This window comes from Mesorhizobium sp. L-8-10 (assembly GCF_016756635.1).
GTDB lineage: Bacteria > Pseudomonadota > Alphaproteobacteria > Rhizobiales > Rhizobiaceae.
The window spans coordinates 1,419,103-1,441,231 of the sequence record NZ_AP023263.1 but is presented as its reverse complement, the minus strand read 5'-3'; the positions used below and the strand labels follow the sequence as shown (position 1 = coordinate 1,441,231).

The 22,129-nt window shown below is 64.5% G+C and carries 17 protein-coding genes and 4 pseudogenes; 6 read left to right on the top strand and 15 right to left on the bottom strand.

What is annotated here, in order from left to right:
• Positions 1 to 40: 40 nt before the first annotated feature.
• The 4 genes and pseudogenes from JN280_RS39335 to JN280_RS06565 form a co-directional block, all read left to right on the top strand.
• Positions 41 to 721 (top strand): annotated as a pseudogene (locus tag JN280_RS39335) (IS630 family transposase); the annotation flags it as partial.
• A 338-nt stretch (positions 722 to 1,059) separates the two neighbouring features.
• Positions 1,060 to 1,431, top strand: a pseudogene (locus tag JN280_RS06575) (hypothetical protein); the annotation flags it as partial.
• 154 nt (positions 1,432 to 1,585) lie between these two features.
• Positions 1,586 to 1,765: pseudogene (locus JN280_RS06570) on the top strand (ISL3 family transposase); the annotation flags it as partial.
• Positions 1,766 to 1,781: 16 nt separating this feature from the next.
• Positions 1,782 to 2,494, top strand: a protein-coding gene (locus tag JN280_RS06565; RefSeq protein WP_446720715.1) for an IS5 family transposase whose coding sequence is annotated in 2 segments (ribosomal slippage) — positions 1,782 to 2,070 and positions 2,070 to 2,494 — 714 coding nt in all. Because the reading frame shifts where the segments join, the coding sequence is not laid out codon by codon here.
• 110 nt (positions 2,495 to 2,604) lie between these two features.
• On the opposite strand, the gene JN280_RS06560 is transcribed toward JN280_RS06565, so the two are convergent.
• Genes JN280_RS06560 through dctP form a run of 3 tightly spaced genes read right to left on the bottom strand, consistent with a single transcriptional unit; the run spans position 2,605 to position 5,428 of the window.
• Entirely contained in the window at positions 2,605 to 3,918 is a 1,314-nt protein-coding gene (locus JN280_RS06560; protein WP_202310894.1) for a TRAP transporter large permease, read from the bottom strand.
• Positions 3,918 to 4,415 carry a TRAP transporter small permease gene (locus JN280_RS06555; RefSeq protein WP_202310892.1) on the bottom strand — a complete coding sequence of 166 codons (498 nt, stop codon included), beginning with the start codon at positions 4,413 to 4,415 and terminating at the stop codon, positions 3,918 to 3,920. Before JN280_RS06555 ends, JN280_RS06560 begins: the two co-directional genes overlap by 1 nt.
• A gap of 56 nt (positions 4,416 to 4,471) precedes the next feature.
• Complete coding sequence (dctP, locus tag JN280_RS06550; protein ID WP_202310890.1) at positions 4,472 to 5,428, bottom strand: TRAP transporter substrate-binding protein DctP; 957 nt, start codon at positions 5,426 to 5,428, stop codon at positions 4,472 to 4,474.
• A gap of 182 nt (positions 5,429 to 5,610) precedes the next feature.
• Here dctP and JN280_RS06545 point away from each other — a divergent pair, with 182 nt between their 5' ends.
• Positions 5,611 to 6,603 (top strand): LysR family transcriptional regulator, encoded by a 993-nt coding sequence (locus tag JN280_RS06545; protein ID WP_202310888.1) that lies wholly within the window; start codon positions 5,611 to 5,613, stop codon positions 6,601 to 6,603.
• Between the two features lie 54 nt (positions 6,604 to 6,657).
• On the opposite strand, the gene JN280_RS06540 is transcribed toward JN280_RS06545, so the two are convergent.
• The 11 genes and pseudogenes from JN280_RS06540 to JN280_RS06485 all read right to left on the bottom strand — a co-directional run bounded on the left by JN280_RS06540 (position 6,658) and on the right by JN280_RS06485 (position 20,421).
• Positions 6,658 to 8,112, bottom strand: a complete 1,455-nt coding sequence (locus JN280_RS06540) for an aldehyde dehydrogenase family protein (RefSeq protein WP_202310886.1) — start codon at positions 8,110 to 8,112, stop codon at positions 6,658 to 6,660.
• A 36-nt stretch (positions 8,113 to 8,148) separates the two neighbouring features.
• Entirely contained in the window at positions 8,149 to 8,913 is a 765-nt protein-coding gene (locus JN280_RS06535; RefSeq protein ID WP_202310884.1) for an SDR family NAD(P)-dependent oxidoreductase, read from the bottom strand.
• Between the two features lie 15 nt (positions 8,914 to 8,928).
• On the bottom strand, positions 8,929 to 11,040 hold the full coding sequence (locus tag JN280_RS06530; protein ID WP_202310882.1) for a hydantoinase B/oxoprolinase family protein: 2,112 nt from the start codon (positions 11,038 to 11,040) through the stop codon (positions 8,929 to 8,931).
• A 1-nt stretch (position 11,041) separates the two neighbouring features.
• Complete coding sequence (locus tag JN280_RS06525) at positions 11,042 to 13,147, bottom strand: hydantoinase/oxoprolinase family protein (RefSeq protein WP_202310880.1); 2,106 nt, start codon at positions 13,145 to 13,147, stop codon at positions 11,042 to 11,044.
• A 16-nt stretch (positions 13,148 to 13,163) separates the two neighbouring features.
• Entirely contained in the window at positions 13,164 to 14,138 is a 975-nt protein-coding gene (locus JN280_RS06520; RefSeq protein WP_202310878.1) for an ABC transporter permease, read from the bottom strand.
• On the bottom strand, positions 14,135 to 15,658 hold the full coding sequence (locus tag JN280_RS06515) for a sugar ABC transporter ATP-binding protein (protein WP_202310876.1): 1,524 nt from the start codon (positions 15,656 to 15,658) through the stop codon (positions 14,135 to 14,137). The genes JN280_RS06520 and JN280_RS06515 overlap by 4 nt, the downstream gene beginning before the upstream one ends.
• A 1-nt stretch (position 15,659) precedes the next feature.
• Positions 15,660 to 16,709 (bottom strand): sugar ABC transporter substrate-binding protein, encoded by a 1,050-nt coding sequence (locus JN280_RS06510; RefSeq protein ID WP_202310874.1) that lies wholly within the window; start codon positions 16,707 to 16,709, stop codon positions 15,660 to 15,662.
• 313 nt (positions 16,710 to 17,022) lie between these two features.
• Complete coding sequence (locus JN280_RS06505; RefSeq protein WP_202310872.1) at positions 17,023 to 17,922, bottom strand: LysR family transcriptional regulator; 900 nt, start codon at positions 17,920 to 17,922, stop codon at positions 17,023 to 17,025.
• A gap of 180 nt (positions 17,923 to 18,102) precedes the next feature.
• A pseudogene (locus JN280_RS40250) lies at positions 18,103 to 18,654 on the bottom strand (flavin reductase family protein).
• A gap of 10 nt (positions 18,655 to 18,664) precedes the next feature.
• Positions 18,665 to 19,663, bottom strand: coding sequence for an ABC transporter permease (locus JN280_RS06490; RefSeq protein WP_202310868.1), 999 nt, complete (start codon positions 19,661 to 19,663; stop codon positions 18,665 to 18,667).
• Positions 19,660 to 20,421, bottom strand: coding sequence for an ABC transporter permease (locus JN280_RS06485; RefSeq protein ID WP_244743048.1), 762 nt, complete (start codon positions 20,419 to 20,421; stop codon positions 19,660 to 19,662). The genes JN280_RS06490 and JN280_RS06485 overlap by 4 nt, the downstream gene beginning before the upstream one ends.
• Between JN280_RS06485 and JN280_RS06480 the strand changes: the two genes are divergently transcribed.
• Entirely contained in the window at positions 20,411 to 20,644 is a 234-nt protein-coding gene (locus JN280_RS06480; protein ID WP_210387844.1) for a hypothetical protein, read from the top strand. The two genes, JN280_RS06485 and JN280_RS06480, sit on opposite strands and share 11 nt — an antisense overlap.
• Here the strand turns inward: JN280_RS06480 and JN280_RS06475 are convergent.
• Positions 20,629 to 22,122 carry a sugar ABC transporter ATP-binding protein gene (locus JN280_RS06475; RefSeq protein ID WP_202310864.1) on the bottom strand — a complete coding sequence of 498 codons (1,494 nt, stop codon included), beginning with the start codon at positions 22,120 to 22,122 and terminating at the stop codon, positions 20,629 to 20,631. The two genes, JN280_RS06480 and JN280_RS06475, sit on opposite strands and share 16 nt — an antisense overlap.
• Between the last annotated feature and the right edge of the window lie 7 nt (positions 22,123 to 22,129).

Below are 22,129 nucleotides of genomic sequence, written 5' to 3'. Positions count from 1 at the left end.
CCCTCCGGAGAACCGATCAGGCGGCAGGTCAGTCGCCGTCATTTCCGCCGAGCGCGGCATGCGGGCTGCGCCCTCGACGGTGTGGCTGTTCCTCGACCGGCGCGGCATCACGAAAAAAAAGACGGCGCACGTCGTCGAGCAGCAGCGCGCGGACGTCCTTCGCCGCCGCATGGTCTGGTTCGACGGCCAACTCGATCTCGATCCCGAGGGACTGATCTTCATCGACGAGACCGCGGCATCCACGAAGATGGCCCGGCTGCGCGGCCGTGCTTCATGCGGCGAACACTGTCGGGCGGTCGTTCCATACGGCCATTGGAAGACGACCACCTTCACCGCCGGCCCGCGGCTGTCCGGCATGGCGGTACCGATGCTGCTCGACGGCCCGATAAACGGCGCTGCGGTTCCCAGCCTATGCCGAGCAGGTTCTCGCACACGAGTTTCGCCCCGGCGATATCGTGGTCATGGACAATTTGCCGCCCCACAAGATCAGCGGCGTGCGCGAGGCCATCGAGAGGGTCGGGGCGCGGCTCCTGTTCCTGCCGCCCTACTCGCCGGACTTCAACCCGATCGAGATGGCTTTCTCGAAGCTCAAGGCCCTCCTGAGGAACGCCGCTACCAGAACCGCCGACGAACTCTGGTCGGCCGCCGCCGACTGCCTCTCAGCCTTCACCACCGAGCATGCCGGCGCCACTTCGAGGCCGCCGGATATGACCCGGATTAAGACGAATCTGCTCCAGCTCTTTGACTGACGACAATGGGGGCGCAAAGCTGCCTTCCGTATGCGGAAGTGTGGGCGTCGTCGTCAGCCCTGCACGTTGAAGATATCTACTCGAAGATCCTGGCTGACGGGACTTCGTCAACAAACCCGGTCGAACAAGATTGTGGTTTCTGCGAGTGCCGGCGGCCTCAGAGAGGAATAGTGAAACTGAAGTGCCCATTTCCTACGTTCATGGCCCGCCATTTGCCGCCGATTGCCCGCTATTGCCGCCGATCACCGCACCCCCATCAAGCAACATAGCGAACTGCCGATTCTACGCTCTGACCCGATTGATCTCGACCCAGCGATGGACCTGGTTCAGCGCAATCAGTGATAGCGGACACCTGATCGAGCACAAGGAGGAGCGGCACGTTCTGTCGAAGTGGGGCAATGATTTGCGCCAGAGCTACCGGACGCTGGCGCAGGCGGCTGGCGTGTCGGAACTGGACATCCACCTGTTGATGAACCACTCGCTGCCTGGCGTGAATGCCGGCTACATCACGCGCGACAGCCTGCTACGCGATCATTTGCGCAAGCAGCAGGGGCGCATCTCGAAGGTCATCGTCGACAGTGCGAAGGGCAAGGCCGAGGGGCCGGACCTGAGCTGGCTTCGTCAGGCGAAGGTGGCCACGCTACCGGTGCTGCCTGAGGAGGCGATGAAGGCGGCCGCCTAAGCAGCTGACCAGCGGACAGTCGAACTCGCTCATGTTGGCGAGCAACGGCGCGCCGGGCATGAGCTTGGCGAATTCGCGGAACATCTCGACCGTCGCCAAAGCCTCGGGAAAAATCGACGATGCAATCGAATCCGAACTCATTCCGATCATGCGGTTCGCCCGTGTCTTGCGCAGAGACATCGATGCCGTCAACAACGCCATCGAACTGCCCCGGGGCAACGGACAGGCCGAAGGCCAGATTAACCGCCTCAAGGCCCTCAAGCGCGCAATGTACGGCAGGGCAGGCCCCGAATTGCTGAGGGCACGAATGCTGCCACCGCGCCACACAAAGTGAGGAAGAGCCAGATTTCTTGCTTGGCCGTGAAGGTCATGTCGGCGGCACCGCCAAGGATAACCGGCTGTTCGTGGAGGCGGTCTTGTATCGCTATCGGGCGAGGATCCCGTGGCGGGACTTGCCGGAGCGGTTCGGTCACTTCCTGGCCATTCATACGCGCCATACACGCTGGAGCAAAAGCGGGGTCTGGCAGAAGGTTTTCGAACTTCTCGCCGAAGACGCCGACAATGAATACGCCATGATCGATTTGATCATCGTCCGCGCCCATCAACACAGCGCCGGCGCAAAAGGGGGGACCGGGAACGCGAAGCCATAGGGCGCAGCAAGGGTGGGCTGAGCACCAAAATCCACGCCCGTTGTGACGCCTTGGGCAACCCGACCGGCTTTCATCTGACGCCTGGCCAGAAGCATGATCTGTGCGGAGCCGATGCGCTTTTGCCTGACCTGTTCGACAAGATCACCGCCTTCATCGCCGACAAGGCATTCGATGCCAAAGAGCGGGTGCTCGATCTGCTTCAAGGCGCCGGTGTCGAGATCGTCATTCCGCCGCGGTCAAATCGAAAACAACCACGCCGCTACGACACAGAGCTCTACAAGGCCAGGCATCTCATCGAGAACTTCTTCGCAAAGCTCAAACAGTATCGTGCCATCGCAACCCGCTACGACAAGCGCGCAACCAACTTCCTCGACGCCATACTCCTCGCCGCAGCCGTCATTCTCCTCAACTGATCACAGGCCCTAGTTTAGCAACCCTTATTCGACCCCACAGAAATCACCGGTCTCCTTGAACACCGCGCGCAGTTCGCAGTTCGCGATGCCGAAGGCGCGCCAACCGAAAGCTACCGCATGAGGTCGGGCAGGGCCGTCACGAGTTCGGGCACCGCGATCAGCAGGCAGGCGACCAGGAGCGCTGCCGCGATATAGGGCACCGAGGCGTGGACCACGTCTGCGAGCGTCACGCCGCGCGGCGCAACGCCGGCCAGAACGAAAAGCCCTATCCCGAAGGGCGGGGTCGCGAGGCTGATTTCCAGCATCAGCAGGATGAGGATCGCCAGCCAGATGGTGTCGAAGCCCAGACCGGCCGCCAACGGAAAGAATATCGGTCCGACAAGCATGATGATCGACACCGATTCCATCAGCATCCCGAGCACGAGCACGATCAGCAGCATGCCGGCGAGCACCCAGAGTGGATGAAGCGACAGCGACGTCGCCCATCCGATCAGGCCGCCGGATGCTCCCGACAGGGCGAGGATCTGGCTGAAGGTCGACGCGCCGACGATGATCAGGAAGACCATGCCGGTCACCCTGACCGTTCCAAGCACCGATTTGCTTATGCTTTCCCATGTGAGGGAGCGGAAGGCGGCCGCCAGCATGAGCACGCCGAGAACACCAAAGGCCGCTGCCTCGGAAGGCGTGGCGATGCCTAGAATGATCAGCCCGACGACCATGAAGATGACGCCCGCCATGGGCAGGACGTTTGTCGCGAAGAGGCGCAACTTTGCGCCAAGCGGCGCCGGTTCGACGTCATAGTGCGGCGCCGCTTCGGGATCGCGCCAGACTGCGTAGGCGATGATGCCGACATAGGCCGATGCCAGGAGGAGCCCGGGAACGATCCCGGCGATCAAAAGCTTGCCGATATCGACCTGCGCGATGCTGCCGAGCAGGACGCCGAGCGCGGACGGCGGAATCATGATCGCCAAGCCGCCCGTCGCGATGATCGGCCCCATGGAAAGAATCGGCTTGTAGTGGCGGACCTGCATCTGTGGCAGCAATGTCGATCCCAGCATCGCGATATTGGCGATGCTCGAGCCCGATAACGCTGCAAAAAGCGTGCCTCCGCCCACGGTGAGATAGGAAAGCCGTCCGGGGACGCGCCCCAGCAACCGGTCGATCGCATCGAACACGCGAAGCGCCACACCGGTGTGGAAGAAGAGTTCTCCCATCAGCAGGAAGAGAGGAACCGGCACGAGCGTGAAGGTGGTCACCGACGTCGTGGCGTTGGCGACGAGCTGCAAGACCGCGACCTCCCCACCGATGAAGACCAGCGCGCCGACCAGGTTGGCGGCGAGGAAGGCGAAGGCCACCGGCATGCGCATGGCCATGAGGAAAAGGATCGTTCCGACCAGGAGGCCGCCGGCTTCATACCACGCCATCAGAGCGGCCCCTGCGAGACGTTCGACCTTTCGTACATGTCCTCACCGCGGATGATGAAGCGGGCGAACTCGGTTGCGCACAGGAGGGACCCTGCCGCCAGAACCGCATAGAGGAACCAGCGCGGCAGGATGATCGAGCGGATGTCGACCTCTCCACGGGCGGCCGTGTCGATTGCCATGACGACGGCGTACCACGCCATCACCAGCGAAATTGCGATGCACAGCAGCACGACCGCCACACCCAAGGCGCGCCGGAAGCGCGCTCCGGTGAAGGTGGTGATCACCTCCACCCAGACATGTCCCCGCTCGCGGATGACGAGCGGCGCCGCCGCCATCACGGCGACGAGCATCGCATATTCGGAGAACGCGCTCGTCCAGGAGGGCGAGCGCAGACCGACATTGCGCATGACGACGTCCAGGATGATGGCGAGGAAGGTGGCGACCAGAACGCCGCCGGCCAGCCAAGCCATCGCCTGGACGAGCCGATCGTGAGCCATCGCTAGCGTTGCTCCAAATTTGCCCAATGGACCCTCCTGCTATGTGCCCCCGCCGGCTATTCGGCGTAGAGCTTTTCCCTCAGCGCGGCGGCATGGGTGGCGTCGCGCCCTTCCAGCCGGGTCCAGACAAGATCGTGCGCGATCTTGCGGTGCGCCGCCGGCTCGGCCACTTCCACGGTCTGCACCCCGGCCTGCTCCAGGATCTTCGCCTCGTTCTCGGCGATGGCGGCGAAGTCCTTCTGCGTCTGCTCCTCGTGCACGATCGCGGCCTCGGTGATGACCTTCTTCGCCTCCTCCGACAGCCCGTCCCACTTGGCCCCGTTCATCATGATCACCAGGTCCAGCTGCCAGACCGGAGGGGCAACGCGGTATTTCAGGAACTTGTGGACCCCGATATCGGTGAAGCTGATGCCCGGCCAGCCGAGGCCGCGGACGACACCACGCTCGAACGCCGTGAACATCTCCGAGGTCTGCAGCATGACGTTATTGCCACCGAGCGCCTCGAACCATTCACGGTATGCGGGCGTCGACCGCATCTGGATGCCGGTCAGGTCGAGCGAACCGCTTGCCGCCATCTTCGGCTCATCGACCAGGTAGACGTAGAAGGGCACGTCGCCGCTCTGCCAGCCGATGAGTTCGGCATTCAGCTTTTCCCGCCAGATGCCGTTCAGCATCGCCGTCGCGCCGTTCTTTCGGGCCTCGACCGGGCTGACGGTCGCACCGAACAGGGCGTCGGCCTCCGGGACGGTGCCGTTGTAGTAGGATGCCGGCCCCATCTGCATGTCGAAGACGCCGTTGCGCAGCGCGGTATCCTGCTGCTGCGGGGGGATCACCTCCGGCCCGCCCACAAACTGGATGGCAACGACGCCCTCTGCCGAGCGGTTCACGCGATCAATGAACGCCTGGAACTGCTTCGTGAATTCAAGGTTCGCGGGAAAGGCGGAAATTGCTCGGAGTGTGACCGCTTCCGCCTGCGCGGCAGCGGACAAGGACGACAGGATGGCGAACGCCACGGCGGCGCGCAGGAATTGACGCATGGATTTCCTCCCAGTTGCGGCCGATGCATCCGGCCGCCCGCGCGAAGTCCTAACGCGACACAAACATAAATAAAAATATCTTATTCTTGCACGTCTCATAGCCAACTGCCTATGCTATGATTTTGCCGGCACACGATCGGGAAAAGGAGGGCAAGGCCATGCAGCGGCTGTTTGCATCGCAGGCGACGTTGCACAAGCTCGAGATTTTCTGTCTCGTCTGCCAGCTGCAGAGTGTTACGCGGGCGGCCGAAAAGATCGGCGTCGCGCAGCCCGTCGTGACGGCCCACCTGCGCTTCCTGGAAGACAAGCTCGGCGTCCGCCTATTCGCCCGGCAGGGTCGGCGTGTCGTCCTGACGGAGGCAGGCGAGAGGGCGTTGTCGTGGGCCACCGAGATCGTCACACGCACGCGCGAGTTCGAGCGCGAGCTTGGAGTACCGAGTTCCGACCTGGCGGGATCTGCCGTGCTTGCCGCGTCGATGACGGTGGCCTCGTACAGCCTGCCGGCGACGCTCGCGCGCTTCAGCCATGAGAATCCCGCTTCCACCGTTGCGGTCGCGATCTCGAACCCCCAGGGCGTCACCGACGCGGTCAGGAGCGGCGCATGCGATTTCGGGGTCACAATTCTCGACCCGAGGCACGACATCGACGGGCTGGTTGTGGAACGACTGTGGGAGGAACAGCTAATCCTGATCGCGGCTGCGGATTTTGACGGGATCGGCCCTTCGGCAACGGCCGCGGACCTTTCGTCCATTCCGTTCGTCAGCGCCCCGCGCAATCAGGTGCGGCGCGAGATCGAGGAGGACGCGCTGCGCGCCTACGGCATCGTGCGCGGGAACGTCAGGCTTGAACTTGGCCATCCCGAAGCGATCAAGCAGGCCGTGCGCAGCCACGCCGGCGTCGCGTTCGTGATGGAGACGTCGGTTCGGCACGAACTGGCCGGCGGCCAGCTTCGGCACGTCGAGATGGCGCATGTCAGCCTGCCGGTTCCCACGTTCCTGGTCTACCGGCGGGGGAAGAGCTTCTCGCGCTTCCAGAAGCTGCTGCTCGACTTCCTGCGGGAGGAACTCGACCCGATGACGCCACCTGCCCCCCAGGTGCAGTCGGCCAATGCGCCGGCAATGGCCGCGCGGCGTGGATCGCCGCGCGGTTAGGCGCAGGCCCGGCGGAGGCTGCCGGCCGTCGCGGGGTCCGTCGTCCGCTGCGTCTCACCTCAAGACGATGTTGATGGTCTTGAGTTCGGTGTAACTCAGCATCTCCTCGATGCCTTCCTCCCGCCCGACGCCGGAATTCTTCATGCCGCCGAACGGTACGCCGAGATAATGCGCCGAGCAGCCGTTCACCCAGGTATGGCCGGAGCGGATCCGGCGGACCATGCGCAGCGCGTCGTTGATGTTGTTGCTCCAAACGGCGCCCGTGAGGCCGTATTCCGTGCTGTTGGCCATCTCGACCGCCTCCTCGAAGGCCTTCCAGCGCCCGACGGACAGGATCGGCCCGAATACCTCCTCCTGCCAGATCCGCATTCCCGGCTCGACACCGGCATAAACCGTCGGCTGCACCCAGAAGCCGCGCTCGAAATCCGCCCCGGCGGGACGCCCTCCGCCCGTCACCAGTCGCGCGCCGTCGGCCCTGGCCGCGTCGAAATAGGACAGCACCTTTTCGTATTGCATGCGTGAATTGACTGGCCCCATGCCCGTCGAAGGGTCTTGCGGATCGCCGAGGCGGATCGCCTTCACCTTGTCGGCCACGAGCGCGAGCACCCGATCATGGATATCCTCGTGCAGCAGAAGGCGCGAGGTCGACCCGCAGGATTGTCCCTGCCAGGCGAAATTCATGCCGCGGACCGCCGCGTCCGCGACTGCGTCCGGATCAGTGTCCGGAAATGCGATAAGGGGGTTCTTGCCACCGAGTTCGAGCGTGACGTGCTTGACGCCGGCATCGGCCGCGGCGCGCTGGATCGCGCGTCCTGTGATCGGCGAGCCGATGAAGGCGATGCGCTTCACCAGAGGATGGCGGACCAGCGCGTCGCCCGCGGTCCGGCCGTCCCCGGTGACGACGTTGAAGACGCCGGCGGGCAGCGTCTCGCGCGCCACCTCCGCCAGGATCATCGCCGACAGGGGGCTGGTCTCCGGAGGCTTCACGATGACGGAATTGCCGGCCGCGAGCGCCGCCGCAGTGCGCGCGACCGCGAACATCAGCGGATGGTTGAAGGGCGCGATGCGGACGACGACGCCATAGGGCTCCCGCACAGTGAGGTGCAGGTTCTCGTGGGTGGCCGGGATCGTCTCGCCCTTTAATTCATGCGTAAGTCCGGCATAGTAGTCGAGGCTGTCGACGGCCATGCCGACATCGCCGCGCATGGGCGTTATGGTGTTGCCGGTGTCGGCGACCTCCACGCGCAGGATCTCGTCAGAGCGCGCGCGCAGTGCCTGCCCGAAGTCGCGAAGCATTCGGCCCCGCGCCAATGGCGTCAGCTCCGCCCACGCCGGCCAGGACGCGTCGGCGGCCCGCACGGCCGCGTCGGCATCGGCAGCCGTCGCGCGCGGCACGCGGCCGATCACTTCCTCCGTGGCGGGATTGATCGATTCGTCGAAGGCGCCGTCGCTGGAATGCTTCAGCTCGCCGCCGATCAACATCCGGTCGAGTTGGGTAGCGTAAGGCATGCAGGAACTCCGTATGAGGTAGACCGACCTGTTCAGTCAGTGCGTGATCATGCCGCCGTCGACGTTGAGCAACTGGCCGGTGATCCAGCGGGCTTCCGCGGACAGGAGGAAGGCGATCGGAGCGGCGATGTCGTCCGGCGCTCCTGCCCTGGCGAGGCATTGCTGGCGGATCATCGCCTCGCGCTGCTCGGGCGTGACGGTCTTGCGCTCGATCTCCGTGAATGTCGGCCCCGGCGTCAGCGTGTTCACGCGGATATTGTAGCTTCCCAGCTCGCGCGCCATCGCCCGGCTGAGCCCCATCACCCCCGCCTTCGAGGACACGTAATGCGCATAGTTCGGCCGGCCGAAGAGAAGGGTCGACGAGGCGATATTGACGATGGAAGCGCCTTCGGCTTCGCGCAGCGAGGCCAGCGCGGCGCGTGACATGTTGAACACGCCCTTCAGGTTGACGTTCTGGACCCGGTCCCACTCGTGCGGAGGGATCTCCCAGAACGGACGCATCTGCAGAGTGGAGAAGATCGAGGCGTTGTTCACCAGGCCGAATACGCCTCCGAACGCGGTGTTCGCGGCGGCGACAACATCGGCGCAGCTCGCCTCGTCCGAAACGTCGGCGGGCGCGAAGATCAGGCGCCCCCGGGCGCCGGCGCCCTCGGCGACGACCGCGCGACCGCCAGCCTCGTTGCTGTCGGCGATGCAGACGTCAACGCCTTCCGCGGACAGCATCAGCGCCAAGCGGCGGCCAATCCCTTGGGCGGCGCCCGTGACGATCACGCCGCCACGCGCGGGAAATCTCGATGCCATGTTGCTAGTTCTCCTTCAGGCGCTCAGCGCGATCGTGTGCAGGGATTCCGCGTCGTGTCTGGCGACCTCGATTTCGAGCATCGTGCCGCAGTCGCCGCAGATATGCTCGCGCAGCTCGAGTTCGGCATGGGTGCGCAGGTGGGGACCGTAGTCCTGCGCTGGCACGACGCGGGTGACGGCCTTCGCCTTCCAGTTGCCGCTCGCCGCGCCGAGGTCGCAGCCGCAGCCGCACCTGAAACGGCCTTCTCCGATGTGCAGTCCGGTGGCGGACGGTTCGACCGACGGCTTTCGGCCCAGACGACCGGCGCGGATCGCCGCGCGCCGATCGGCGGTGGCTTTAGCGTCGATGTCGCCGTCCGCCAGTACGACGCCATATTGTCGTTCCGCCGCCCCTTCGCTGACATGGCCGTTCATGATGTCTGCGAGCACAGCAATCGGATCGCGCTTCAGCGGATCGCCGTAGCCGCCCCCGCCCTGGAACGAATAGCCGAGCACGTCTCGCGCGGAGAGCGCCATGTGCCCGGGCTTGGGGCCCAGTTCGTCGACGCCGGCCCGCAGCATCTCGTTCGCCGACGCGGCCAGGGCGGCGATGGATGCGGCGTCGCCTGCATCGCGCCTGATGAAGTTGCGGCCGCAAGCCCCGGGCTGTCCTCCGAAGAGTCCGATCGAATTCGGGACCTCGACGCCGTGGCCGAGCAGCATCGCATGCAGGCCTGCGGTTTCGTACGGGACGAGCGCCAGCGAGGTGCCGGCACCGCCGCGCATCTGGCCCGGCCCGCCGGTGTCGGGCACGAAGCCGCGATACAGATAGAGATACGGACCGTTGGCCTCGTTCGCCTCCACATTGGCGATGGCCGGCCGCGGCACACAGTAGTCGCCGGAACCATCGAGGCCGTCATGATCAGGAAAGGCGCCGCCGCCGCCGGCCGTCGAGTCGAGCAGAAACGTGCCGAATGGCTCTCCGTCGCGATCCTGTCCGGCCAGCGTCATGACCATCATGTGGCCCTTGGTGACCGCCTGCCCCTCCTCCTCGTGGGCCGGCGAGCAGGCCACCATGCGCGACAGCGCCGCAACGACCACGTTCTGCACAATCCAGGCGGTAGAGATGGTGCCCGACGAGATCGGCGCGGGCCAGGATGCGTTGCAGAGGATGCCCTCCGGCGCGACGAAGTCGACGGCGCGGATGACGCCCTCGTTCCAGCGGATGGTCGGCGCGAGGATGGGCAGCAGCCCCGTCAGAGCGGCGCCACGCATACCCGAGAAGGTGCAGTTGATGAAGCCGGGCGCCTGCGGCGAGGTTCCGGTCATGTCGAGCGTCAGCGTGTCGCCCGTCTTGGTCGCCGTGACGACGACCTCATAGAGCCGGTTCTCGTGTCCGTCATGCTCGATGTAGTCGCGCGCCCGGTAGACGCCGTCGGGAAGCTCCGAAAGCGTCTGCCGCATCTGGCGCTCGGAGATGTTGATCTCCTCGGCCATGATGGAAGCGACCGTGTCCGTGCCGTACTTGTCCATCAGCGCCCGCAGGCGCTCGGCAGCGACATTGTTGGCGGCGATCATGGCCTTCAGGTCGAGACCCAGAACATGCGGCAGCCGGGTCATGCCCATGATCATCTGCCAGAGGTCCTGGCGCAGCAGGCCCCCCTCGACGAGCTTGATGCCGGGAAGGAGCATCGCTTCCTGCTGAATCTCGGTGGCGCCGATTGCCCAGGATCCGAAACTCATGCCGCCAACGTCGAGCTGGTGGGCGCAAGAGCCCGCCCAGGCGACCTGTCGGCCCTCGTGAAAGATCGGAGCGACGATGGACACGTCCGGCTGGTGAATGGCGCCGCGATAGGGATCGTTGAGAACAAACATGTCGCCCTCGCGGATGCCGGGATTCTCCGAGAAATTTTCGATGATCGACCGGATCACGGTCGACATCGTTCCCGTGTGGAAGATCACCTGCGGTCCCATCGTGACGATGGACCCGTCCGGCAGGTAGAGCCCGTTGTTGAAGTCGGTCGCCTCGGTGACGACTGGCGAGCCGGACACCGATTTCAGCGTGATCGCCTGCTCCTCGGTGATGGCCGCGAGCTTGTTGCGGACCACCTCGAAGGTGATCGGATCGATGGCGGGTGCGGCGTTCATCCTACGCCTCCACTTTCTGTTCGATGGTGATGTGGGAACCCTCGTCGAGCCGGGCTCTCTGGCCTGCGGCGACGAAGACGGAGGTTTCGGGATGCTCGATGACCGCCGGCCCCTCCAGTTGGAAGCCCACGGGAAGTTCACGCCAGTTGTAGACGGCAGTCTCCATCCAGCGCATCTCGACCGGTTCGAAGATGCGGCGGCAACCTGCGGCCGGCCTGCCCTGCGCGATCTCCACCTTCAGTTCCGGCCGGCGCGCGGCGCCGAAGGCCTCGACGCGGACATTGGTCAGCTCGATGCCCGTTTCGCGGAAGGCAGAACCCTTGCCGTAGGTCTGCTCGTACGTCTCCTCGAAGCGGGCGACGAGGTCTTCCAGCACCTTTTCCGCCACCGGACCCGCGGGAAACGGGATCATCAGGTCGTTGGTCTGGCGCCGGTAGCGCAGGTCGGCCGCCCGCAGGAGCCTGATGTCGCCCGGCGCCACGCCGGCGCGCTCCATGGCCGCGCGGCAGTCCGCCTCAAGGTCTGCGAAAGCCGCGCCGATGGCGTCGGCATCGAGGCCGTCGCTCAGCTTGCGCGGCCCGCCGCCGCCGCGCATCAGCATCGCTCGCTCGCGGGAATACTGCACGTCGGCGGCCAGCGCGCCGAAGGCCGAGTGGGCCATCGAGGTTGCTGGCACGACCATTTTAGGAACGCCGAGTTCGGCCCCATAGCCGGCACAGTGCACCGGGCCCGCCCCGCCATAGGCGAAGATGACGAAATCGCGGGGGTCGTGGCCGCGGCCGATGGTGACTTCGCGAAGCGTGTCTGCCATCTGCGCGTCGACGATGCGCCGGATGCCGGCCGCCGCCTCTTCCGTCGACAGACCAAGCGGTACCGCGATCTTGTCGTGCACGGCCTTCGCCGCGGCCGCCCGGTCAAGCTTCATCTTGCCGCCGAGGAACGTCGCCGGGTCGATGATGCCGAGCACCACGTCGGCGTCCGTGACAGTCGGCTCGGTCCCGCCGCGGTTGTAGCAGGCCGGCCCCGGCCAGGCGCTGGCGCTGTCGGGCCCGACCTTGAGCTGCCCGTCAACGACGCGGGCGATCGAGCCGCCACCAGCGCCGATGGCGCGCACCTCGATCATTGGCTTGGCGATGTGGAAGCCGCCCGCCTCGTGATTGAGCGACATCAGCGGCTTCTCGTCGACGACGATCGCGACATCGAACGACGTGCCCCCCATGTCAGTGGTGATGAGATTGCGGTAGCCGAGCCGCCGCGCGAGGTGCACGGAACCCATGACGCCCCCGGTCGGGCCTGACGTCACCAACGTCACCGGACGCTTTGCCGCCTCCGCCACCGGCATCACGCCCCCGGCTGAATTAAGGATCGAGAACGCTCCTTTGAAGCCGCGACCGCGCAACATCTGCTCGATGCCGTCGAGATACGAGACCACCTTCGGCGCGAGGTAGGAGTTGAGTGCCGCCGTCGCGGTGCGTTCATATTCGCCGATCACCGGCGCGACGTCGCTCGAAAGCGTCACATAGGAGCCGGGTGAGATATCCCGAATGATCTCGCCGGTGCGCCGTTCGTGGTCGGGATTGCGGAACGACCAGAGGAAGGCGACCGCGAAGGTCTGAACGCCTTCCTCCAGCAGCGCCCGCACCGCTGCCTGGACGCCCTCCTCGTCGAGTTCGACCAGCACCCTGCCGGCATGATCGACCCGCTCGCGGACCTCACGCACCAACGCGCGCGGGACGATCGGTTGCGGATAGCGGCGGTGCGAGTACCAGCCGAGCCGGCTTGCCGGGACGCCGGCCGTGAAGCCCATCAGACGCTGGATGGCGAGCGTGTCGCCGAACCCACGGGTGGCGAGAAGCCCGGTGCGCGCGCCGTCGCGCTCGATCACGGCATTGGTCGCCTGCGTTGTGCCGTGGCCGAACGAGGAGACGCGCGCCAGCAGCGCCTCCGGCGATAGGCCAAGCTGCCCGGCCGCGTTGCTGATCGCGTCGAATACGCCGACCTCCAGCTCGCCGGGCGTCGAGAGCGCCTTCGTAGTCGTCAGCCTCCCCTCGTCGTCCACCAGCACGAGGTCGGTGAATGTACCGCCTATGTCCACGCCCAGATGCATGAATTCCTCCACCGATCTATCGGGTTGCGGCGGCCGCGCGGACCGCCATCCACCGGGCCAGCGCGACTGCGAGCAGCAGAGCGCCGCCGTTGAAGAACTGCTCGACATAGAAGGCCGCACCGAACTGCTGCAGGCCGCTGATGCCGGCTGCCAGGGCATAGACCGCGATCACGGTGCCCCAGGCGTTGAATCGGCCCGGCCCTGCCGGCGCCGCGCCGAGGAAGACCGCTGCGAAGGCCGGAAGAAGGTAGTTGAGGCCGACGTTCGGATTGGCCGAGCCGAGGATGCTGGTCGACAGCACGCCCGCCAGCGCGGCCAGGGCCCCGGCGGCCACGAAGACCTGCACCGTGATGCGCTCGACCGGGATGCCGATCAGCCGCGCGGCCTTGGCGTTGCCGCCGATGGCATGACAGCGCCGCCCCCAGTCCGTGTAGCGCAGCGCGGCCCACATCAGGGCGGCCACCACCATCACGTAGACCAGCGGCAGCGGCACCCCAAGCATGCGGTCGCGCCCCAGCGACAGGAAAAAGCCCGGCATCTGCCCGAACAGCGACGAGCCACCCGTATAGAGCTGAGCGATACCCTGCACGACGATGCCCGTTGCAAGCGTGGTGATGAAGGCGTTCAGGCCGCCGCGTGCGACTAGGAGACCGTTGACCAGGCCGATCAGCATGCCTGCCGCGACCACTGCGGCCCCCGCCGCCAGCGGCGGCACGCCGTGATGGATGATCAGGCCCGCGCAGAGCGATTGGGCCAGCGCCAGCGTGAAGCCGATCGACATGTCGAACTGACCGCTGATGAGCGGCAGTACGGCGGCGAGCGCGAGAAGCGCCAGCACCGCGTTTGTCGAGGTGATCATCTGCGCGTTGGCGAGTGAGAAGTAGCTCTGCGGCAGAAGGATCGAGAAGATCGCGACCACCGCGATCAGCATCAGGAAGAGCGAATTCGCCCAGAGCGCCTTGCCAAGGCCGCTTCGCGCGGTCGGGTTCATGGCGTCGGCCCCCGGGCCGCCGGAGCCGTATGCGCCGCGCCGCCATGCGCTTCCAGGAACAGCCTGTCCCATGTCGCGTCCTCTCCCTCCAGCGTCGATGCGATGCGTCCGTCGCGCACAACCAGCACTCGGTCCGCCACGGCCATGATCTCCTCGAAATCGCTCGATCCAAAAAGCACCGCCGCTCCGCGCGCCACCGCCCCGCGCATGACGTCGTGCAGTTCGGCGCGCGCCCCCACGTCCACCCCGGCCGTCGGATCGACCAGCACGAGCGCCTTCGGGTCGGCCATCAGCGCCCTCGCGAACAGCACCTTCTGCTGGTTGCCCCCCGACAGCGACTGGATCGTGGCTTCCGCGCAGTTCCGCGGGCGAACGCCGAAATTGCCGACAAGCTCGTCCGTACGGCGCAGCTCACCGGCAAGGTCGGGCCAGCCGGCTGGCCCATAGATGGCGTCGGCAAACAGGTTTTCCCGGACGGTGCGCTCCGCGAATGCGGCCCGGCTGCGCTCGCCGAGCACTACTTCGAGGCCGGCGGCGCGGCTGTCGGCCGTGCTGCCTGGAGCAATCACGCGCCCGTCGATCTCAACGCGGCCGGACGCCGGCGCGTCGATGCCGGCGGTCATCGCGCAGATGGCGTCGTAGCCGGAGCCGATGATGCCGGTTATCCCGAGAACCTCGCCGGCCGCGACGGCAAAGTCGATGGGTTGCTCAACGACGCCCCCGCGCAGCGCCCGCGCCACGAGGCGGACACGCCCATGGGCGGAAGGGGCGGCGGGCCGTTTCAGCGCCACGCGTCTTCCCGCAATCCACTCCACCACCCTGGCCATGTCGACCGAGCCGACATCGGCGGTGGCGATGTTGCGGCCGTCGCGCAGGACGGTCAGCCTGTCGCAGAGCTGGAACACTTCCTCCAGCCTGTGCGAGACGTAGATGAACGCGACGCCGCGCGCCCTCGCCGCCCGGATCGCCTCGTGAACCCGCGCCACGTCGGGGCTCGGCAGCGCGGCCGTCACCTCGTCGACGACGATCAGCCTCGCGTCACCCTCGAGCGCGCGCGCCAGCGCCAGGATCGCCCTTTCCGCCTCCGGAAGGTCGCCGACCAGCCTGGACGGATCGATCCTCATCCCGAGCCGTGCAAGCTGGTCGGCCGCGCGGCGGGAGGATGCGCGATGATCGATCAGGCCATTCCGCCGCTCGAAGCCGCCGACGAGAGCCATGTTCTCCGTGACGCTCATCGTGTCGATCAGACCGAAGTCCTGATGGACGAACCGGACTCCCGCCCCCGCGATGTCTGCAGCGCCGAACGATTGCGGAAGCGGCGCGCCAGCGACCTCGAACGCGCCGTCGTCGGGCGAATGCACCGCCGCCAGCAGCTTGATGAGCGTCGACTTGCCCGCCCCGTTCTCGCCGAGCAGGGCGTGGATCTCTCCCTGGACGATTTCCAGGTCAACGCCGCGAAGGGCGATCGCGCCGCCGAACGCCTTGGTCGCGCCGCGCACCGACAGGACAGGGGCGGACATGTCATTTGCCCCAGAGCGTCCGGAATTCGGCCTTGTAGTCGATGTCGCCGAGCCATCCTTCCGTGTCGGGCGCGTTGTCCTTGTCGATCAGCCGGTCGATGACGGTCACGTTGGCGGGCGCTGCTCCCGCGAATGCGCGCACAAGTTCGTCGGCAGCCTGCCAGCCCATCCATTCCGCCGGATCGGCCACCGTCATGGCGTACTCGCCGGCACGGATGGCCGCGACGGTCTGCGGATCGCCTTCGTAGGAGCCGAGCCTCACCGAGCCGATGCGGCCGGCTTGGCGCACGCCCTCATTGGCGAAGAAGCCGTTGGAATCGAAGGGCGCGATGACATAGTTGGCGTCGGGGTGCCGGCTCAACGCCGCCGCCACGGCGCCCGGGAGGCGCTGCGCCATCGTCGCCAGCGTCGATTCGACGGCTTCCACGATCTCGCAGCTGGCGCAACTGGCGATGCTCTCCCTGAAACCCGCTCCTCGCTGTACCAGCTCCGGAAAGATCGGATCCTCGACCAGAACGATCTTCGCCGTTCCGCCTGAATCGACCTCGACCCAGTCGGCCGCGAGCGCCCCCTGCGCGACGTGGTCAGGCCGCACATAGGCGAAGACGCTATCGGCTTCCTCGGGCTTCGGATTGAAGACGGAGACCACGGAAATTCCGGCCGCCTTTGCCTGGGCAAGCGCGTCGCCGACCAGCATCGGCGGGACGGCCGCGAGCACGATGCCGTCCGCCTTCGCCGTCACCGCCGAGAGGATGCCGGCATTCCAGGCGGCCGGGTCGCCGCGGCCGTCGATGACGCGGACATTCCACCCGAGCACGCCGCCCGCTTCCACGACGCCGTTGGCGGCGCGGACACAGCCAATGCCCTGCGATGCGCAGGTGATGACGAAGATGTTCCTGGATCCTTCGGCCTTCACGGGTTCCGTTGGCCCCGGCCACGCGCTCTTTGGCTGACGCGCCACGTCGACCACCGATTTCGCGTCCTGCGCCGAAGCGCCGGCGGCGATTGCGAGAACGCTGACGAACGCCAGCATTGCCTGCCTGACAGCCATTATCTCCTCCTCCCGAATGATCAGTTCGCTTGTCAGAGAAGAGGTACTCCTGGGCCTGCTTGCGAGTCCAATATATAGTTCTTCGCAAATGCATAGCCTCAGGACTATGGTACTTCTGGACGGCACCGGGAAGGCGCGCCTCGCCTCCACCGAAGCGGAACTTGGCGGATAGGCAACATGCCATACGTGCGAATCGGGGCTGGTGTCCGTCGAAATCGGTGTCGGCGGCGAACAGCGAGCGTCTCTGCTCACCGACAGGGCAGGCAAATATGGGCTTCTCGGCTGCTCTCGCATCGCCGCAAGAGGCACCGAACTAGTGAACTTTCCAGCTCGTTGCCGCCTTCGCTGCAAGCTTGTCGCGAATCTCCGCGCCGATTTCGGAAATGCACTGGCTTATCCATCCAAACTCGGGATCGCTTGTCTTCGCACCCGAGAAAGCCATGTCGACAATCACTTCGGGCAGATCGAAGGCGATCCGTATCTCCCTGATGTCGTGAAGCTGCTTGAAGACGTCGGCGAAGGTTTTGGGAACCACCGCGACCAAATGCGATGAGGATATCATCGATGGAACCGACATCACGTTGCTGGTTTGCGCTGCATAGTTCAGTTCGACCCCGATCTGGCTGAGATATCCCTTGACCCGCCGGTATATTGGAAGCTGGATATGCTCCAGCCGGCTGAACTCATGTTTCGAGAGAGTCAGGTCGCAGGCCGGGTGCCTGCTGCCTGTAATCACCACGTATGGCTCCCTGAAAAGCGCAAAACGGTTGGCACCCGTCCAACCCTCCAAGAGATCACCAATAACCAAGTCCAGCCTGTCGGTCTGGAACAGTTCGACGGCCGTCTGACTGTTCATCTCTTCCGCGACGATCTTGATACCAGGCGCTATTTTCAGGAATTTCTGTTCCAATATTGGTAGAAAGAACACGCTCGCATATTCTACAAACCCAAGTCTTAGATCATACTTGATCGACTTCGGGTCTACCGCAGTCGAGAACGTGGAGAAGATCTCATCGAGAGCCTTGTTGATCGGATCGAATATTTCGAGAGCGGACCTCGTAGGCTCCATACGGTTCGCTATCCGAACGAAAAGTTCGTCATTGTAGTGCTCTCGCAATTTCTTGAGCGCCTGGCTTATAGCCGGTTGTGTCAGGCCCAGTTCGTCCGCCACGCGCGTCAGGTTGCGATGCAGCATCAGCGAACGGAAAACCACGAGCAGATTCAGATCGAGACGTCGAAAGTGCATAACTTGGACAGAGTGTGACCATTGGAAGTCTAGGCATCACCTGTCCAAGGGTAGCCCAACTCGCTTGACGTGACCAGATTGGGTGTCGGCGGTCCGCGCCCGGCCTCCTTGTCCAGACGCTCGATGAGGCAGCAGTCGTGCGCTGTTTCAGCCGGATTCTGGCGAAAGCTTGCGGAACCGGCTGCCATGAAAAACCATCGGCACAACTTCGGGATGGCTATTGATCATGTGAATCTTCATGACGATAAGTTCGTGATCACCCGCATAGAACGAAGCATGGATCGAACATTCGAACATGGCCGCCGCCCCCGCGATCAAAACGGCACCGCTTTCTGTCTCAAGCCATTCCAGACCTGCAAAACGCTCGCCAAGCTTCGACGAGAGATTTCGGCAAACCAGAACCTGATCATCGCCGAGGACACTGATGCCGATGTGCCGGGCAGTCCGGAGTTTTGGCCAGGTTGTCGAACTGCGTTGGATTCATACTGCGACGAGCGGCGGCTCGAGAGATGCGGACGTAAAAGACGACGCAATGATGCCTGTGGGCGCGTCTTCTACCGAGGCGCACAATGCCGCTACACCACTCGGGAAGCGGGCAAACGCATCACGAAGAGAGCGTGAGCTTTCCGGCGGCACAAGCTTGGGAATGCTGTCCGCAGAGGCAGGATGACCTGCATGAGGCCCGCGCCTTAGCCGCATAGTGGAAGGCTCAACCACGCGGCAGTCGCCGCAGCGGCTTGAGCGTTCGGACGGCCTCATGGACGCGCTGCCGGAGCGCCTCGCCGTCAAGGACGGCGACTGACAGAAGCAGTAGCCCCGTGACGATGTCATGGGCATGAGGCGGCAGGCCGAGGATCGTCATCCCCGTCCGCAACAGGGAGAGGATGAGGACTCCGGCCGCGATCCCCAAGGGCAAGCCCGTTCCGCCGGAAAGCGATCCGCCACCCAGGATGACGGCTGCGATGGCCGGGATTAGCACAGCAGTCAGGCCCGAGGGCGAAGCCGCGGCCAGACCGAAGGAGAGCAGACCGCCACCCAGGGCCGCGAGGGCGCCCGAGGTCGCGAACACGGCCATCACGACGGCATTGGTGTTGATGCCGGCTATTCTGCTCGCCCGGGCGTTGCTTCCCGTAGCAATTACGTCCCGCCCAGGCCGCGTGTAGGAAATCAAGAGAGCTGCGACGACGAACACCAGCAGCGTAATGGCGCTGTGGATGGAGAACATTCCCGCAAGCGGCGTGTTGATCCAGAGTGCAAGATCCAAGTTCGTGAACGGGATGCTCCGGTTGCCAGAGATCACTACGGCAATGCCGTTAAACGTCAGCAAGCCGCCAAGCGTGATCGGCACCGAGCCCAGTCCGAATCGGACCATGCAGAACGACTGCGCCAAGCCGCCCGCAAGGCCGATTCCGACGGCAGTCGCCAGCCCAATGACGGGATGGCCGTTCCCAACCAAGACCGCCACTATTCCGCCGAGGCCGAACATGCCGGCGACGGAAAGGTCGAACTCGCGGATAAGCATGGTGATCCCAAGCCCGAGGGCCACCAGTCCGACGACTGCGAAGTTCTGAAAGATGCTGAAAGCAGTGGCAGCGCTCAGCTTCGCCCCGGTGGAAGCGGCGAGCCCGACGAATATCGCGAGCACCACGACAAGGAGAGCAAATGCGCGGATCGTCGGATCCTGCAGGCGACGCCTCGTCGCGCTCATGACTTCTTCCTTTGCAGCAATACCGAAATGAGCACGACCAGCCCGAGGACGAGTGCCTGATATTCGCTCGACACGCCATACAGAACGACAACGGATGAGAGCACGGCCAGTAGCGTCATGCCCGTCACGGCGCGGGTCGCGGACCCCTCGCCCCCACCGATGAATATGCCGCCGACGAGTACCGCCGCTATCGCCTGATAGTCGTAGCCGAGACCGAATTCCATGTTGGCCATGCCGTAACGTGCCGCCAGCATGATGGCAGCGAGGCCTACGAGCAGGCCCGCGCAGGCGTAAACGCCAACGACGACCTTCCAAACGACCAACCCCGCGGCATCGGCGGCCCGCACATTGCTTCCGACCATGATCAGTTTCCTGCCGAACCTGGTCCGCAAGAGCATGATCTCGACCAGAAGGGCGGCGACAATGAAGACGAGGATCGTCATCGGCACGCCGTAAACATTGGAGGAGAGCCAGCCCAACAACCTCTGGCCCGCATAAATCGTGCGGCCGCCCGCGGTGATCTCGGCAAACCCGGCCGTCAGCCCCAGAGCCGCGATGCTGACAATGATCGGGTTGGCGCGAAAATAGCCGACGATGAAACCCTGAACGCCGACGACAGCGATCGAAAAGATTACCGTTCCCAGCACCGCGACAACGGCACCGTGACCGCTGAGCGCCGAGAACACCATCGCGGCCGCGCCGGTCGTCACGCCCAAGGAAAGCGATAGGACATTGCCACTCATGGTAATGAGCGCCATTGCCAGGGCGACCGATCCGACGATGGCAATATTATTCAAGAGGGAAAAGATGCTTGGCGCCGAAAGGAACTCCGGCTTCAACACAACAAGGGTGCCCAAAATGACGCACAAAGAGGCATTGAATATGTTCGGCTTGAGCCCTCTTCCGCTCGAAGGGAGAACCGATGAACTTCTCGATTTGCTCACAGCCGATTCCTGCATCGTCGATCAACCCGCACTGTGAGTAATGTCCATAAGGATGCGATCGCGGGACACCTCTCCCCGAGAGTACTGGTTGACCTTCCTTCCGCGATACATCGTGACGATGACGTCGGACAATCCGATCAGTTCCTCCATGTCTGTCGTAGCCATGACAATCGTGTAGCCGACGTCGCAGAGCCGACGAAGCGTCTGGTAGATATCGGCGCGCGCACCCACATCCACGCCCCTGGTCGGCTCATTCATGATCAAGACACACGCCTCGCCGGGCACCACGGAGCGGGCAATCGCAATCTTCTGTTGATTGCCGCCGCTCAGATCCTGACATCTGGCATCGAGGCGCGCCGTATCGAAGGCGACCATTCCAGCGAGCGCATCCGCGTGTTCGTGGACACGGCTCGAGGCGATCAAACCGCGTTCCACAACCGTATCGAGCTGCGTTGCATACAAGTTCTCGGAGGCCTTCAGTTTCAGAAAGACCCCTTCGGCCGCCCTGTCTTCCGAGACGAATCGGACGTTCGCCTTCAGAGCGGCCGGCACCGACCCGAGCCTAAAATCCCGCCCCCATGAACTCGCTGCGCCGGTTGCGTCGTAGCGCAGGCCCGCAATTGCACGCAGCGCCATGAAGGCGCCGGATCCGATCTGTCCGGCAATGCCGGTGATGTGTCCCTTCGGCGCTGCAAAAGAAAGTCCCGACACATGCCCCTGAACGGACAGGCTCTCGACGATCAAGCCTGGCTGGCACGCGCTTCCCGTCTCGCCTTCGGGATAGAGCTCGTCCAGCGGTCGACCCAGCATGTGACGAACAAGCAGGGGGCGATCGACCTCCGACGTCGGCGACGACCAGACATCGGCCCCATTGCGCATCACAGTCACCCGGTCGCAGGTCTCCAGCACTTCGCCAAGACGATGTGTGATCAAAACGATGGTCTTGCCCTGATCCCGCAGTCGCTTGAGCGCGGCGAAGACAAGCTCGATCTCGTGATCGGATAAGGTAGCCGTCGGTTCGTCCAGCAGCAGCACCTCGACATTGCGGATCAACATGCGCGCGATCTCGAGCAACTGCTGCTCGCCGATGGAAAGACTGCCGGCGCGGTCCGTCAGCGAGATGGAGTTGAGGCCGATGGCCTCCATCACTTCCTTCGCCCTTGCAGCAAGGTACTTGCGGCGATGCAGCAAGGGAACTGCGCGATAGCCCAGCCAAATGTTGTCGTAGACCGACAGATGGGGCGCGATGCTCAGTTCCTGAGAAACAAGGCCGATTCCCAGGGACTGAGCCTCTGCGGGATCCCTGATCGATCGCACCTGCCCCTGCAGTGCGATCTCGCCGGCGTCAGGCTCGATGACGCCCATCAAGATACCGAGCAACGTGCTCTTGCCGGCTCCGTTTTCACCGCAGACGGCATGAATCTGGCCCGGCAGCGCCTCAAACGAGGCGTTGGCCAGCGCCTGCACCGCGCCAAAACTCTTGCTCACATGGCTGACCTTGAGAGCGGGTGTCATCGCTTAT

Bases quoted from the DNA above. Each gene is read 5' to 3' on its own strand.
- JN280_RS06560 (WP_202310894.1), bottom strand. From the start codon at position 3,918: ATGGCGTGGTATGAAGCCGGCGGCCTCCTGGTCGGAACGATCCTTTTC.
- JN280_RS06555 (WP_202310892.1), bottom strand. From the start codon at position 4,415: ATGGCTCACGATCGGCTCGTCCAGGCGATGGCTTGGCTGGCCGGCGGC.
- JN280_RS06545 (WP_202310888.1), top strand. From the start codon at position 5,611: ATGCAGCGGCTGTTTGCATCGCAGGCGACGTTGCACAAGCTCGAGATT.
- JN280_RS06540 (WP_202310886.1), bottom strand. From the start codon at position 8,112: ATGCCTTACGCTACCCAACTCGACCGGATGTTGATCGGCGGCGAGCTG.
- JN280_RS06535 (WP_202310884.1), bottom strand. From the start codon at position 8,913: ATGGCATCGAGATTTCCCGCGCGTGGCGGCGTGATCGTCACGGGCGCC.
- JN280_RS06530 (WP_202310882.1), bottom strand. From the start codon at position 11,040: ATGAACGCCGCACCCGCCATCGATCCGATCACCTTCGAGGTGGTCCGC.
- JN280_RS06525 (WP_202310880.1), bottom strand. From the start codon at position 13,147: ATGCATCTGGGCGTGGACATAGGCGGTACATTCACCGACCTCGTGCTG.
- JN280_RS06520 (WP_202310878.1), bottom strand. From the start codon at position 14,138: ATGAACCCGACCGCGCGAAGCGGCCTTGGCAAGGCGCTCTGGGCGAAT.
- JN280_RS06515 (WP_202310876.1), bottom strand. From the start codon at position 15,658: ATGTCCGCCCCTGTCCTGTCGGTGCGCGGCGCGACCAAGGCGTTCGGC.
- JN280_RS06510 (WP_202310874.1), bottom strand. From the start codon at position 16,709: ATGGCTGTCAGGCAGGCAATGCTGGCGTTCGTCAGCGTTCTCGCAATC.
- JN280_RS06490 (WP_202310868.1), bottom strand. From the start codon at position 19,663: ATGAGCGCGACGAGGCGTCGCCTGCAGGATCCGACGATCCGCGCATTT.
- JN280_RS06480 (WP_210387844.1), top strand. From the start codon at position 20,411: ATGAGCGCCATTGCCAGGGCGACCGATCCGACGATGGCAATATTATTC.
- JN280_RS06485 (WP_244743048.1), bottom strand. From the start codon at position 20,421: ATGGCGCTCATTACCATGAGTGGCAATGTCCTATCGCTTTCCTTGGGC.
- JN280_RS06475 (WP_202310864.1), bottom strand. From the start codon at position 22,122: ATGACACCCGCTCTCAAGGTCAGCCATGTGAGCAAGAGTTTTGGCGCG.